This is a genomic window from Pseudomonas fluorescens group sp. PF-69 (assembly GCF_054481235.1).
This window is the reverse complement of the sequence record NZ_JBTMNC010000001.1, coordinates 5,832,475-5,846,682: the sequence shown is the minus strand read 5'-3', so window position 1 is coordinate 5,846,682 and position 14,208 is coordinate 5,832,475. Positions and strand designations below refer to the sequence as shown.

Annotated in this window: 13 protein-coding genes; 12 read left to right on the top strand and 1 reads right to left on the bottom strand. The window is 60.3% G+C overall.

The features are described 5' to 3' along the window. Positions 1 to 26 precede the first annotated feature (26 nt). From ACX3YF_RS27240 to ACX3YF_RS27210, 7 genes are all read left to right on the top strand, one after another. Complete coding sequence (locus ACX3YF_RS27240; protein WP_448646387.1) at positions 27 to 329, top strand: phenol hydroxylase subunit; 303 nt, start codon at positions 27 to 29, stop codon at positions 327 to 329. Then, the gene (locus ACX3YF_RS27235; protein ID WP_458974638.1) at positions 326 to 1,321 is read left to right on the top strand and encodes an aromatic/alkene monooxygenase hydroxylase subunit beta; all 996 of its coding nucleotides are present in this window, start codon (positions 326 to 328) and stop codon (positions 1,319 to 1,321) included. Before ACX3YF_RS27240 ends, ACX3YF_RS27235 begins: the two co-directional genes overlap by 4 nt. Then, positions 1,318 to 1,590 (top strand): MmoB/DmpM family protein, encoded by a 273-nt coding sequence (locus tag ACX3YF_RS27230; RefSeq protein ID WP_090468604.1) that lies wholly within the window; start codon positions 1,318 to 1,320, stop codon positions 1,588 to 1,590. Before ACX3YF_RS27235 ends, ACX3YF_RS27230 begins: the two co-directional genes overlap by 4 nt. A gap of 50 nt (positions 1,591 to 1,640) precedes the next feature. Further along, positions 1,641 to 3,197, top strand: a complete 1,557-nt coding sequence (locus ACX3YF_RS27225) for an aromatic/alkene/methane monooxygenase hydroxylase/oxygenase subunit alpha (protein WP_130210504.1) — start codon at positions 1,641 to 1,643, stop codon at positions 3,195 to 3,197. Between the two features lie 130 nt (positions 3,198 to 3,327). Continuing rightward, positions 3,328 to 3,687 carry a phenol hydroxylase subunit P4 gene (locus tag ACX3YF_RS27220; RefSeq protein WP_130210506.1) on the top strand — a complete coding sequence of 120 codons (360 nt, stop codon included), beginning with the start codon at positions 3,328 to 3,330 and terminating at the stop codon, positions 3,685 to 3,687. Positions 3,688 to 3,697: 10 nt separating this feature from the next. Continuing rightward, positions 3,698 to 4,759, top strand: coding sequence for an NADH:ubiquinone reductase (Na(+)-transporting) subunit F (locus tag ACX3YF_RS27215; protein WP_448646389.1), 1,062 nt, complete (start codon positions 3,698 to 3,700; stop codon positions 4,757 to 4,759). A gap of 127 nt (positions 4,760 to 4,886) precedes the next feature. Beyond that, positions 4,887 to 5,789, top strand: a complete 903-nt coding sequence (locus tag ACX3YF_RS27210) for a SphA family protein (RefSeq protein ID WP_130210510.1) — start codon at positions 4,887 to 4,889, stop codon at positions 5,787 to 5,789. Between the two features lie 106 nt (positions 5,790 to 5,895). On the opposite strand, the gene ACX3YF_RS27205 is transcribed toward ACX3YF_RS27210, so the two are convergent. Next, positions 5,896 to 7,608 carry an amidase gene (locus tag ACX3YF_RS27205; RefSeq protein ID WP_458974637.1) on the bottom strand — a complete coding sequence of 571 codons (1,713 nt, stop codon included), beginning with the start codon at positions 7,606 to 7,608 and terminating at the stop codon, positions 5,896 to 5,898. A gap of 703 nt (positions 7,609 to 8,311) precedes the next feature. Between ACX3YF_RS27205 and tssB the strand changes: the two genes are divergently transcribed. The 5 genes from tssB to ACX3YF_RS27180 are packed head-to-tail and all read left to right on the top strand — an operon-like array spanning position 8,312 to position 14,208. Further along, entirely contained in the window at positions 8,312 to 8,815 is a 504-nt protein-coding gene (gene tssB, locus ACX3YF_RS27200; RefSeq protein WP_448646391.1) for a type VI secretion system contractile sheath small subunit, read from the top strand. Positions 8,816 to 8,849: 34 nt separating this feature from the next. Next, positions 8,850 to 10,388, top strand: coding sequence for a type VI secretion system contractile sheath large subunit (tssC, locus tag ACX3YF_RS27195; protein WP_458974636.1), 1,539 nt, complete (start codon positions 8,850 to 8,852; stop codon positions 10,386 to 10,388). Positions 10,389 to 10,428: 40 nt separating this feature from the next. Beyond that, complete coding sequence (tssK, locus tag ACX3YF_RS27190; RefSeq protein WP_458974635.1) at positions 10,429 to 11,784, top strand: type VI secretion system baseplate subunit TssK; 1,356 nt, start codon at positions 10,429 to 10,431, stop codon at positions 11,782 to 11,784. Further along, positions 11,781 to 12,470, top strand: coding sequence for a type VI secretion system protein TssL, short form (tssL, locus tag ACX3YF_RS27185; protein WP_458974634.1), 690 nt, complete (start codon positions 11,781 to 11,783; stop codon positions 12,468 to 12,470). The genes tssK and tssL overlap by 4 nt, the downstream gene beginning before the upstream one ends. 10 nt (positions 12,471 to 12,480) lie before the next feature. Then, positions 12,481 to 14,208, top strand: a complete 1,728-nt coding sequence (locus tag ACX3YF_RS27180) for an OmpA family protein (RefSeq protein ID WP_458974633.1) — start codon at positions 12,481 to 12,483, stop codon at positions 14,206 to 14,208.

Here is a 14,208-nt window from a genome sequence, read left to right as displayed (position 1 = left end):
CGACCATAACAAGGGAGTACCCGAGCATGAGCCAACCTGGCAGCACCTTCGATCAGATGCCGCGCTACATCCGTGTACGCAGCGAGCCTGACGCCACCTTCGTCGAATTCGATTTCGCCATCGGCTATCCCGACCTGTTCGTCGAGTTGGTGCTGCCGCGTCAGGCGTTCCGGCAGTTTTGCGAAAACAACCGCGTGCAGCACATGGACGCCCGGATGTCCGAGGCCCTCGACGCCGATGCGCAGAAGTGGCGCTACGGCGAAACCCGCGACGCTGATCAGGTCGCCGCCCACCCAACACAACAAAAACCACAGGAGTCCACTCCATGAGTGTCGAGATCAAGACGACGACCGTCGAGACGATCCGCAACACCTTCAGCCACACCCGTCGCCGCTTTGGTGACAAGGTGGCCAGCCGTTATCAGGAAGCCAGTTTCGACCTGGAGTCGGCGACCAATTTCCATTACCGGCCGCTGTGGCAGCCAGACAAGTTGCTCAACGACGCCACCCGCACTGCGGTGGTCATGGCCGACTGGTACGCCGTCAGCGATCCGCGCCAGTACTACTACGGCGCCTACGTCCAGGCCCGGGCCAAGATGCAGGAAAACGCCGAGCACGATTACGCGTTCTGCGAGAAGCGCGACATGCTCGCCGGTCTGTCCAGCACCAACGTCCAGCTGATCAGCAAGCTGTTGTTGCCGCTGCGCCACGCCGAGATGGGCGCCAACATGAACAACAGCAACATCGCCGCCGATGGCTTTGGCACCAGCGTGACGCAGATGCACATGTTCCAGGCCATGGACCGCCTGGGCATCGCCCAGTACCTGTCGCGCATCGGCCTGATGCTCGACGACGGCGATGTCCAGTTGCTGGCCCAGGCCAAGCAGCAATGGCTGAACGACCCGGCATGGCAGGGCATGCGCCGCTACGTCGAGGACACCCTGGTGGTGCGCGACTGGTTCGAATTGACCGTGGCGCAAAACCTGGTCAGCGACGGCCTGGTGTACCCGCTGCTGTTCCACAAACTCGACGAACAACTGACGGCCAACGGCGCCGGCCAGGTCGGCATGCTGACCGAATTCATGCGCCTGTGGTTCGCCGAAAGCCAGCGCTGGGTCGATGCCCTGCTCAAGACCGTGGTCAACGAAAGCGCCGCCAACAAGGCACTGGTGCAAGGCTGGATCGATCACTGGAGCCATCGCTCGGTCGAGGCGCTGCAAGCGCTGGCGGCCCTGGGCCTCGATCAATCGGCACTGGATGCGGTGTGCAGCGAATTCGACTCGCGCCTGAAAAAGCTCGGCCTGACAGGAGCCCAAGCATGACTTCCCTCGTTTACATGAACCTGCAGGACACCGACTACGCGCGCTCGATCGTCGACGCCATCGTCCAGGACAACCCCCATGCCGAGATCCAGCACCAGCCTTCGATGATCCGCATTGAAGCCCAGGGCCGGCTGGATATCCGCCGCGAAACGGTCGAGGCGCTGACCGGCAGCGTCTGGGACATTCAGGAAATGCTGATGTACGTGATCACCCTGGGCGGCAACGTCGTGGAAGAGGACGACAGTTTTTCCCTGTACTGGAACAGCTGATCCGTCGCCGACAGCCGTTTGATCCATCACAAGAATTCGGGAGTGCCATCATGGCCGTGAAAAAACGCCTTAATGCCAAAGAAAAATACCGCTGCATGACCCGTGACCTGGACTGGGAGCCGAGCTACCAGACCCACGAGGACATCTACCCCCATGAGCGTTTCGAAGGGATCAAGATCACCGACTGGGACAAGTGGGAAGACCCGTTCCGCCTGACCATGGACACCTACTGGAAGTACCAGGCCGAGAAAGAGAAAAAGCTCTACGCGATCTTCGATGCGTTCTCGCAAAACAACGGCCATACCACGCTGTCGGACGCCCGTTACGTCAACGCGCTGAAGCTGTTCCTGTCCGGTGTCACGCCGCTGGAATACCAGGCCTATCAAGGTTTCGCCCGGGTCGGGCGGCAGTTCAGCGGCGCCGGTGCACGAATCGCCTGCCAGATGCAGGCCATCGACGAACTGCGCCACGTGCAGACCCAGATCCACGCCATGAGCCACTACAACAAGCACTTCAACGGCCTGCATGACTTTGCGCACATGCACGACCGTGTGTGGTTCCTCTCGGTGCCCAAGTCGTTCTTCGAAGATGCACGCACGGCCGGGCCGTTCGAGTTCCTCACGGCGATTTCGTTTTCGTTCGAGTACGTGTTGACCAACCTGCTGTTCGTGCCGTTCATGTCCGGCGCGGCGTTCAACGGCGACATGGCCACCGTGACCTTCGGCTTCTCCGCACAGTCCGACGAAGCCCGGCACATGACCCTGGGCCTGGAAGTGATCAAGTTCCTGCTCGAGCAACACGAAGACAACGTGCCGATCATCCAGCGCTGGATCGACAAGTGGTTCTGGCGCGGCTACCGCCTGCTGACACTGGTGGGGATGATGATGGACTACATGCTGCCGAACAAAGTCATGTCCTGGTCCGAAGCCTGGGGCGTGTATTTCGAAGAGGCCGGCGGTGCGCTGTTCAAGGACCTGGAGCGCTACGGCATCCGCCCACCCAAGCACGTCGAAGAGGCCAACATCGCCAAGGATCACGTCAGCCATCAGGCCTGGTCGATCTTCTATCAATACAGCCAGGCGACCAACTTCCACACCTGGATGCCGACCGACGAGGAACTGGACTGGCTTTCGGAAAAGTACCCGGACACCTTCGACAAGATCTATCGCCCACGCTTCGAACACTGGCGTGCGCTGCAGGAGAAGGGCGAGCGTTTCTACAACCCGACCTTGCCGATGCTCTGCCAGATCTGCCAGATCCCGCTGTCGTTCGGCGAGCCGGATGACCAGACCACCCTCAGCCATCGCAGCGCCGAGCACGAAGGCGAGCGCTATCACTTTTGCTCCCAGGGTTGCTGCGACATCTTCGAATACGAGCCGACCAAGTACATCCAGGCCTGGTTGCCGGTGCATCAGATTCTGCAGGGCAACTGCGGTGGCGCGGACGTCGAATCGGTGGTGCGCGATTACTACAACATCAATCCCGGCCAGGACAACTTCGAATACCTGGGTTCCACCGAGCATCGGCGCTGGCAGGACTGGCACCCGAACGATCGCAACAGCGCCCCGGCGGCACCGGTCGACCCGGACCTGCTCAAGGCCAGCTGACGCCGCGTACTCCTGTGGGAGCGAGCCTGCTCGCGAATGCGATTTCACATTCGACATTGCGTGGCTGACACACCGCCTTCGCGAGCAAGCCCGTTCCCACCAATCAACCGACAATAAGAAGGACAAGATCATGCCTGTGACTGCCATCGGCGCCTACGACGCCCAAGCCCTGGATCGCCAGGAAAATTTCCATGGCCTGCAACTGGTGTACCTGTGCTGGGAAAGACACCTGATGTTCTGTGCGCCGTTTACCTTTCCGCTGCCCCCGGCGATGCCGTTCAGCGACTTCATCGAGCAGGTGGTCAAGCCCTCGATTTCCCGGCACCCGGATGCGCCTCGGGTCGATTTCGCCCAAGCCCTTTGGCGCCTCAACGATCAGCCATTCACGCCGGACCCTGGCGCGAGCCTGATCGCCAATGGCATCGACCACAAGAGCCTGCTGCACCTCGATACCCCTGGCTTGAACGGCATTGCCGGCAGCTTCAACTGAGGACACGGTGATGAGCTACCAAGTAACCATCGAACCCACTGGCGAGCAGATCGAAGTGGAAGAGGGCCAGACCATCCTGCAGGCCGCGTTGCGTCAGGGCGTCTGGTTGCCGTTTGCCTGCGGTCATGGCACCTGCGCCACTTGCAAGGTCCAGGTGCTGGAAGGCGAGGCGGACCTCGGCGCGGCCTCGTCTTTTGCGCTGATGGATATGGAGCGCGATGAGGGCAAGGTGCTGGCGTGCTGTGCCATTCCGCAGAGCGACATGGTGATCGAGGCCGATATCGATGCCGACCCGGATTTCCTCGGGCATCCGGTCGAGGACTACCGCGCAGTGGTCAGCGCGCTGGTGGACCTGTCACCGACCATCAAGGGCGTGCACCTCAAGCTTGACCGGCCCATGGCCTTTCAGGCGGGGCAGTACATCAACCTGCAATTGCCCGGCATCGAAGGCACGCGGGCCTTTTCCCTGGCCAATCCACCGAGCCGTGCCGATGAAGTTGAACTCCATATACGGCGGGTCGACGGCGGCCTGGCCACGGGCAAGATTCACGACGACTTGAAGGTCGGCGATACGGTGGATCTGTCCGGACCTTACGGCCAGTTTTTTGTGCGCACCTCGCAAAGCGGCGACCTGATCTTCATCGCCGGCGGCTCCGGTTTATCGAGCCCGCAGTCGATGATTCTCGACCTGCTGGAAGCCGGCGATAGCCGCCAGATCGTACTGTTCCAGGGCGCGCGCAACCGCACCGAACTCTACAACCGCGAACTGTTCGAGGCGCTGGCCCGGGAGCACGCCAACTTCACCTATGTGCCGGCGCTCAGCCAGGCGGACGAGGACTCCGACTGGACGGGGTTCAAGGGCTACGTGCATGACGCCGCGAAGCAGCATTTCGATGGGCGCTTCAGCAGCCGCAAGGCTTACCTGTGCGGGCCGCCGGTGATGATCGACTCGGCCATCACCTGCCTGATGCAGGGGCGGTTGTTCGAACGCGACATCTTCATGGAGCGCTTCTACAGCGCCGCCGACGGCAGTGAGCAAACCCAGCGTTCGGCTTTGTTCAAACGCATTTAAGACAGCCCCCACGATCCACAGTGGGAGCGAGCTTGCTCGCTCCAGCCAGCAATGGAACCTGCCTTCTCGACACCCTACGAGCGGGCAGGGCGTGCCCGACCGATAACAACAATAAAGGTTGAAACGAATGACTCGCAGAACAAACAAACTGCTCGTGATCTCCACCCTTGCCAGCGTCAGCGCGGCGCTCTCTGTCCCGGTGCACGCCACCGAAGGCGGAGGAACGTCCTACCCCTTGGGCGCGGAAAACTACATGTCCGGGGCGATGCCGCCACCGGGTTTCTACGGGCAACTTTTCGTCAATCACTATGAGGCCGACAACCTGCGCGGCAACGACGGCAAGAAACTCCCGGTGGATTTTCGCGTACGCGCCAACGCCATCACGCCACGGCTGATCTGGGTCAGCGACTACACCCTGTTCGGCGCCAGCGTGGCGCTGCACGCGATCGTCCCGCTGGTGGACCTCAAGGTCGAACTCAACGGTCAGTCGCAAAGCAAACAAGGCCTGGGGGACGTGATCTTCGGACCGGCACTGGGCTTTCACCACAGCGAGAAATTCCACAGCATCCTCGCCCTGGACATGATCGCCCCCACCGGGCGCTACGACCGGGGTGACCTGGCCAACACCGGGCGTAACTACTGGGTGATTGAACCGGTCTACGCCATGTCCTACGTCGACCCGAGCGGGCTCAACCTCGACGCCAAGGTGATGTACGACTTCAACCGCGAGAACCCGGCGACCAACTACCGTTCGGGGCAGGAGTTTCACGTCGACTATGCCGTGGGCTGGGGCCTGGGTAATGGCTGGGTGTTGGGTGTCGGTGGCTACTACTACCGGCAGACCACCGATGACCGTCAGAACGGCGAGACGATCAAAGACAACAAGGGCCGGGCGCTGGCCATCGGGCCGTCGATCAAATACACCAGCAAGGAGGGCTGGTTTGTCACCGGGAAGTGGGAGCAGGAAACCGAAGTGCGCAACCGGGCGCAGGGCAATGCGTACTGGATGAAGCTGACCGTGCCGTTCTGACAGGGTACAACTCTGTGGGAGCGAGCCTGCTCGCGATGACGGATGTATGGCCGACAGGCATCATCGACTGACATTACGCCATCGCGAGCAGGCTCGCTCCCACCCTTTATTTTTCTGCGGACAGCGGCGGCGTGCGTGGCGGGATCAGGCGCTTGGACCCGGTCGACTCGAACGCCGAAGCAAAACGCAGCAGGGCCGAATCGTCATAGGCGCGACCGGCGAAGGTCAGGCCGACCGGCATGCCAATGTCGGGCATCACACCCATCGGTACGGTGACCGTCGGCACGCCCAGGTGGCGGATGGCGAGGTTGCCGTTGGCCACCCAGATGCCGTTGCTCCAGGCGATATCCGCCGACTGCGGGTCGACATCGGCATTGGCCGGCGCCACATCGGCGACGGTCGGGAACAGCACCGCGTCGAGCCCCAGGCGATCCATCCACTCCTCGAGATCGATCCGCCGGGTCTGTTCAAGACCACGCAGGCCGTCAGGCACGGTGCTGATCTGGTCCCACGGGGTAATGCCGCGCTCGGCCATCTTCACGTATTCATCCATGCCGGCGGCCAGGTCGCCCTCACGGTTGGGCAGCGTGCCCGGGTCGTGCGGGAAAATCAGCGGCCCGTCGACGTCGACCAGGCGGTTGAGTTTCGGGTCGCCGTTGGCTTGCAGGAAATCATCGAAGGCCCAGGCCGTCAGGTCCCACAGTTCGTGGTGCAGGAACTCTTTGGAGACGATGCCGCGGTTGAACACGGTCGGCGCACCCGGGCGATCACCTTCGCAATTGGAAACCAGCGGGAAATCCACTTCGAGCACTTCGGCGCCAGCGGCTTCCAGGGCCTTGCGCGCTTGCTGCCACAGCCCAATGACCGAGTCACGGGTGATGATGCGTTGCCCGGTCGGCCCGCCGATACCCGGTGCATCGCTGGTGCCGGTTTCGGCATCGGCGTTGATGTACATGCGCGGCACACCGAAACGCTTGCCCGCCAGCGAATCGGACTTTACGGCAAGCTCCAGATAGGAAGCCGGACGCACCGAGGCAACGCTCGGAATCGGCACCCAGGGTTGCAGGCGCCACAGATCGCCACGGGTGTCGGGATCTTGCGCCACCACCACGTCGAGGACCTCAAGCAGGTCGGCCATGGTTCTGGCGAACGGCACGACCACGTCCATGGTCGGCGTCAACGGCCAGTTGCCGCGCACCGAAATCACCCCGCGTGAAGGGGTATAGGCGCACAAACCGTTGTTCGACGCCGGGCCACGGCCACTCGACCAGGTTTCTTCGGCAAGGCCGAAGGCGGCGAAGCTGGCAGCGGTGGCCGTGCCGGCGCCGTTCGACGAACCGGAGGCGAAAGGGGCGGTGAGGTAGTCGGCGTTGTACGGGCTCTCGGCACGGCCATAGACGCCACGCTGCATGCCGCCATTGGCCATCGGTGGCATGTTGGTCTTGCCCAGGCAGATCGCCCCGGCGGCACGCAGACGCTCGATGGTAAACGCGTCGCGATAGGCAATCAGGTCCTTGAAGGCCGGGCTGCCCGAAGCCGCCGTGAGTCCCTTGACCAGATAACTGTCCTTGGCCGTGTAGGGAATGCCATCGAGCGGACCCAACGTCTGGCCCTTGGCCCGACGGGCATCGGAGGCCTGCGCTTCAGCGAGCGCTTCAGGGTTGCGCACCACCACCGCATTGAGGGCGGTGGGCGTGTCGGTGCCATCGTACGCATCGATCCGCGCGAGATAGGCCTGGACCAGCTCAACCGCCGTGGTCTGGCCGGACTCCAGCGCAGCACGCAGTCGGGCGATGGAAACTTCAGTGACCTCAATCATGCTGCCACCGCCGCTTGCTGACGGGCGACTCGGTAATGGCGGCCATCACACAAGGTCTTGGACACAGCGACATCGCTTTTCTGAAAATGGGTGTTCATATCGGTTCTCGTTGCACGGCGTTCCGCGACGCGGGCTGTTTTTATGGCTGAGCGCTGTATTTTGCACCAAGTCGGGGGGAGGGCAATCGCCGTGATGGGATGTGTGCTGATTCAAGGGGCTGAACGAGGATCTGTATTCGCTTGGGGGCGTTGGCAATTTTTGTGCATCGAAGATGCCTGAAAACTGCAAATGTTCAGACCGTGAAAGTTAACGCGAAACCTCGTGAAACACATTGTGTAACTGGTGAGAAAACAGCTGTGCTGTATTCGTTAATTAATTTTTCAAGGGATAATGGCAAGGAGGTGTGCATGTTTTTGCGCACTGGAGTGCTAAATTTTAGTAATTTTGTAGCTTGCGTCTCTACATCATGTAGGAAGATTCCCAAGGTTGCATCGGGGTGTGGAAAGTTGGCGTGGGATAGTTCAATGTTGTCGAGATGTTAAGGGGCGTGACTTTTGAAGGACTTCACGCTTGTTCAATTTAAATGGAATTTATGCTTTGTGGCTGACAGTTTATTGTGTCGGGCTATTTAGAGTCATGAGTTCCAGTCTTACATGAATTTTGTAGCGGCTTCGAATGTTTGCTACTTAGGTCTGGAGGAGTTATGGCTTCAAATAGTTTTCAAAATGAAGTGCCCAAGGCTCGGGTCAATATAAAGCTCGATTTGCATACCGGTGGTGCGCAGAAAACCGTCGAATTGCCTCTGAAGTTGATGGTCATGGGCGATTACAGCAACGGCAGGGAGCAGCGTCCGTTGTCGGAGCGAACCAAAGTCAGCATAAACAAGAATAACTTCGACAGTGTGCTGGCTGATTTTTCCCCGGCCTTGAAGGTTTCGGTGGAGAACGTTTTGGCCGATGACGCCACCGATACATCGGTCGAGTTGAATTTTCAGAGCATGAAAGACTTCGAGCCAGAGCAAGTCGCCCGGCAAATTCCACAGCTGCGTGCCTTGCTGGCAATGCGCAACCTGTTGCGCGATCTCAAGTCCAATCTGTTGGACAACGCCACCTTTCGTTATGAGCTTGAGCGTATCCTCAAGGATGATGCGCTGAGTGATGAGCTCCGAGCCGAATTGGCCGCCCTGGCTCCGGCAGAAGTCAATTAATTTAATTCGGTTCATCTAAAGGGAAGTTTTCGCAATGACCTTAGAAAGTTCTAACGTGCAATCGCGCGGCGCTACAGTGTTGTCCGAAGAAAATGCAAGCGTGTATGGCGCATTGTTTGGAAAAATCAATCTCAGCCCTGTTGAAACATTGGCGGACATTGAAGCGTTCCAGAATTCCGAGGCGCTTTCGGACGTGACGACCGATGAACGGGTGACGGCCGCCGTCAGTGTGTTCTTGAAGTTGCTTAAACAATCGTCGCAGAAAATCGAACGCCTGGATAAAACGCTGCTGGACGAGCATATCGCATCGCTGGATGCGCAGATCAGCCGGCAGCTCGACGCGGTCATGCATCACCCTGATTTCCAGCGGGTCGAGTCAACCTGGCGCGGCGTCAAATCGCTGATCGACCAGACCGATTTCCGCCAGAATGTGCGAATCGAACTCCTGGATATCAGTAAGGATCACCTGGTACAGGATTTCGAAGATGCGCCCGAGATCGCTCAAAGTGGTCTGTATGTGCACACCTACACCCAGGAATACGACACGCCGGGTGGCGAGCCGATTGCCGCGGCCATTTCCAACTTCGAGTTCGACCGCAGCCCGCAGGATATTGCCCTGCTGCGCAACATTTCCAAAGTGTCTGCCGCCGCGCACATGCCATTCATTGGTTCCGTCGGGCCGGCGTTTTTTGGCAAACAGTCGATGGAGGAGGTTGCCGCCATCAAGGACATCGGCAACTACTTTGATCGTGCCGAATACATCAAGTGGAAGTCATTCCGCGACAGCGACGATGCCCGCTACATCGGTTTGCTCATGCCGCGAGTATTGGGTCGCCTGCCCTATGGCCCGGACACCATTCCGGTGCGCAGCTTCAACTACGTCGAAAGCGTCAAAGGGACTGACCACGATAAATACCTGTGGACCAATGCTTCGTTCGCCTTCGCTGCAAACATGGTCAAGAGCTTCATCGCCAATGGCTGGTGCGTGCAGATTCGCGGGCCGCAGTCGGGCGGCGCGGTCACCGATCTGCCGATCCATTTGTACGATCTCGGCACCGGCAACCAGGTGAAGATCCCTTCGGAAGTGATGATTCCAGAGACCCGGGAATTCGAGTTCGCCAACCTTGGTTTCATCCCGCTCTCGTACTACAAGAATCGTGACTACGCGTGCTTCTTCTCGGCCAACTCCGCACAGAAGCCGGCGCTGTATGACACCGCCGACGCCACTGCCAACAGTCGGATCAATGCACGCCTGCCTTATATCTTCCTGCTGTCGCGCATTGCGCATTACTTGAAGCTGATTCAGCGCGAGAACATCGGAACGACCAAAGACCGTCGTGTGCTGGAGCTGGAGCTGAACAAGTGGGTCAGTGGGCTGGTCACCGAAATGACCGATCCAGGGGACGACCTGCAGGCTTCGCACCCACTGCGTGAGGCGAAGGTGACCGTCGAAGACATCGAGGATAACCCCGGCTTTTTCCGCGTCAAGTTGTACGCCGTGCCGCATTTCCAGGTGGAAGGCATGGACGTCAATTTGTCGCTCGTTTCGCAGATGCCCAAGGCGAAAGCCTGAGTCTCTTCAAAACCAAGCCATTTCGTAGGGAAACGTCCTCATGAAGATCGACCGCCCCTTGTGGGCCGCGGGGGCTCTATTGTCTCCGCAGCAGTTCCAGCAGCAGGCGCGTTGGGAAGCCTGGGCCAATGAGCGATTGGCTCATTTATCCCTGGTGCACCCTTGGGGCATCCAGGCCGTGGGCTTTGATATGGAAGCCTTGCGCCTGGGTAAACTCAAGGCGACCTTGCTGCGTTTGCGCATGCCTGACGGCACCCTGATCGATTCCGATCTTGTAGATCGGTTGCCTGACGGTCTGGAACTGGGTCGATTACTGCCCGATGAGGTTCAGGTCGCGACGTTGCTGCTGGCGTTGCCGCTTGAGCAGGCCAACGGTAACAACTGCCTGTTCGATGCAGCCAGGGCCGATCGCCCGACTCGCTATCGCCAGGACTGGCGACAGGTCCAGGATATTTACGCCGATGAGGTGCAATCGGTCGGGGTCCTGGAGCATGTACTGAGCCTGCGTTTTGATCGCGACGAAAACGGTGACTACCTGACTTGCCCGATCGCGCGCCTGGTGCGCGACGGGCAGGGCGCCTGGAGTCTTGATAGCAGCTACGTGCCGCCTCTACTGCATTTCGCGGCCCACCCGGGGCTCCTGACACAGCTGGACAATCTGCTGACCCAGTTGTCGGCCAAGCGCCAGCGATTGATGGGCATGCGGCGCGAGAGTAACCAGCGGATGGCCGACTTCGCCGTAGCTGACGTTTCGCTGTTCTGGCTGCTCAATGCCTTGAACACCTACCAACCGGTGCTGGCTGACCTCAAGGCCTGGCCGGCACGGCATCCCGAGCAGGTCTATCAGGAGCTGACAAAGCTGGCCGGCAGCCTGCTGACGTTCTCGCTCGAACACGATATCGAGCAGATCCCGGCTTACAACCACGAACATCTGGAAACCGTATTCCCGCCGCTGATGCGCGTGATTTCCACGCTGCTGGAAGCCAGCCTGCCGTCGCGGGTCATTGCCCTGGAGCTTGAAGAAAAGGGCGTGAACCGTTGGCAGGTCACGCTCAACGATGCGCGTTTGCGCGAGCGCGACGGCGCCGATTTTTATCTGTCGGTGCGCAGTCGTTTGCCGGCCGCGCAGTTGCAGAGTCAGTTCCCGCGCCTGTGCAAGATCGGTACGCCGGATGAGGTGAATCGTCTGGTCAACGCCGCGCTTAACGGTGTGCCTTTGCAGTCGCTCAGCCACGTGCCGGCGGCTATCCCCCTGCGCCTGGAAAACCAGTACTTCGCCCTTGATCTCAACGATGCCAAAGGGCAGGCCATGCTGGCCGAAGGTGTCTGTGCTTTCTACGTTCCGAGCACGCTGGCCGAAGTCAAACTTGAACTATTCGCGGTATTACGCGCATGAACCTGAACACTTCCAAAAAACACACGGCAGCGGTGGTGGATATCGACGCGCTGTTGCAGGACAGCTTCCTGTTGGTGGTCCAGTTGCGACAAGGAGCGTCGGCGCACAACGGCGAGCAACTGAAAGCGCTTTGCGTGAAACAGGTCGAGCAGGTCAGCCAGTCACTCAAGGATGCCGGCCTGAACCAGCGCAGCATCGACCATATCTGCCACGCACAGTGCGCGTTGCTGGACGAAACCATGCTCAATTGTGCCAAGGACGATGCTGAGGCTCATGCCCATTGGGCCAGCGAGCCGTTGCAGGCGAAGTTCTTCAATCGTCACCAGGCCGGTGAGTTCCTGTACGAGGACATGCGCGAGGTATTACTTGAACCCGCGCCGGATCTGCACGTGCTGACCGCATTCCAGCGGGTGTTGATGCTGGGTTTCCAGGGCCGTTATCGCAACGCCAATGACCCAGAGCGTTTGCAGCTGCTGGCCGACCTGAATACTCGGGTCAACCCTCTGAAACTCCGTCAGACATTAGCCGGACAGGTCCTCGGTCGTCAGGCGGTGAAGGGACTCGATCGGTTGCACTCACCGCTGTTCCACCTCCTGGCGGCCAGCTTGCTGCTGGTGGGTGTGTGGTGGGGGCTGGATCACCTGTTGGGTGGTCTGGTCGCTACGTTGTTACCCGCAGGTGCCTGAGGTGGGGCCAATGACGCTCAAACTCAAACAAGGCCTCTGGCTATGGGCCGCCGCTCTGGCGCTGGTGTTGTTGGCCATTATCCCGCTGGCAGGATGGTTGCGCGCTGTCATGGCGTTGACCGTGGCGTACTGTGTCGCGGTGGCCTGTATCCGGGCGGGACGCCGAGCCGCATATCAGCGTGAGCAATTGCAGCTGACCGATCAGATGGCCTTGCCTGCGGTGTCGTACCGGCAACCCGTGGTACTGGTTTGCGGCGATGGCTTGGCCGGCCTGTTTGGTCCGACTCCCGCTGACCAGCCTGCGCTGCGGGTAACCGACCACGGTTGCTATCTACGGGTTTCGCGAGTGGAACAGCTACCGGGTTCGATCGAACGCCTCATGTCCTTGCGTCCACAGTGGGGCGGCCAGATCAGCGTGATGTTCGTCGTCAACCCGGGTGAGCATGCCGATGCCGCAGTGCTCGCCGGACAAGTACGCGCCCTTGACTATCAGATCGCGTTGATTCGCAAGCGGGGCATGGCGCTGCCATTGATGTTGGTGAGCTACCAGCAGGCAGCGCGGGCCGAAGGTGCCTGGTTCAGTTGGGAAACGGGTCAGGGAGACTGCAACGTTCGCGAAAGCGGTGCCTGCATCAGCAGCGATGATTGGCAACGGCTGAGCACCGACAATGCCATGCACGCCGAGCGGATGCAGGCCAGCGTCCAGATCAATAGTGCCGCAGCCTGGCTGGCTGAAATCGTCATGCCGCACCTTATGCCCCGTGGAACCCGCCATGCCGTGGGCATGCCGGTGGTCTGCACCATTACCCTCGTCCCGCAACTGCACGGGGTGGCATCCAGCCTGTGGCAACGATGGCTGCGTGACAAGACCGGGTTGCTGGACACCAATGCTGTGGAGCAAGCGGCGGATGCGCCCTTGCCATTCCCGGATCCGTTGCTGCACTTGCTGCCGATCCAGGCTCAGCACTCCCCGATGCGTCGCGCGAGTGTGATCGCCCTGTGGCTGTTCGCGGTCGCCGGCATCGTTGCCCTGCTCAATTCGGCCTGGCAGAACAGGTTGCTGCTACGCGAGGTCAGTGATGACCTGCGCCGTTACACAGCCATTGCCGCACCCAAGCGTATCGACCAGCCCCAGTTCGCCGAGCGGGAAGAGGCGTTGAATGTGCTGCGTCAGGACGCCGAACGTCTGGACCGCTACTACCGAAAGGGTGAACCCCTGGCGCTGGGCCTGGGCCTGTATCGCGGCGAAGTCTTGCGCGCGCAGTTGCTGTCGACGATCGCCGGTCACAGCCAACCTGCAGCGGGGCCGAAGGCGGCCAGGACAGTGCGCCTGGACAGCCTGTCGTTGTTCGGCACCGGAAGCGCCGAGCTCAAGCCAGAGTCAACCAAAGTGCTGATCGACGCCCTGGTCGGCATCAAGGCGCAGCCCGGCTGGCTGATTGTCATTGCCGGGCATACCGATGCCGTGGGCAGCGACGAACACAATCTCCAATTGTCCCGTGCCCGCGCTGCTGCAGTGCGCGAATGGATGCAACGCATGGGCGACCTTCCCGACAGCTGTTTCGCGGTGCAGGGCTTTGGCAAAAGCCAGCCGATCGCCAGCAATGACACCGAGGCGGGGCGCAAAGCCAACCGTCGCGTCGATATCCGTCTGGTGCCGGAAGCGGGGGCGTGCGCGTTCCCGTTGGCCGGAGCGGACGTACAACCCCCTGTCGCAAACGCGGCATATGTGTTTTGA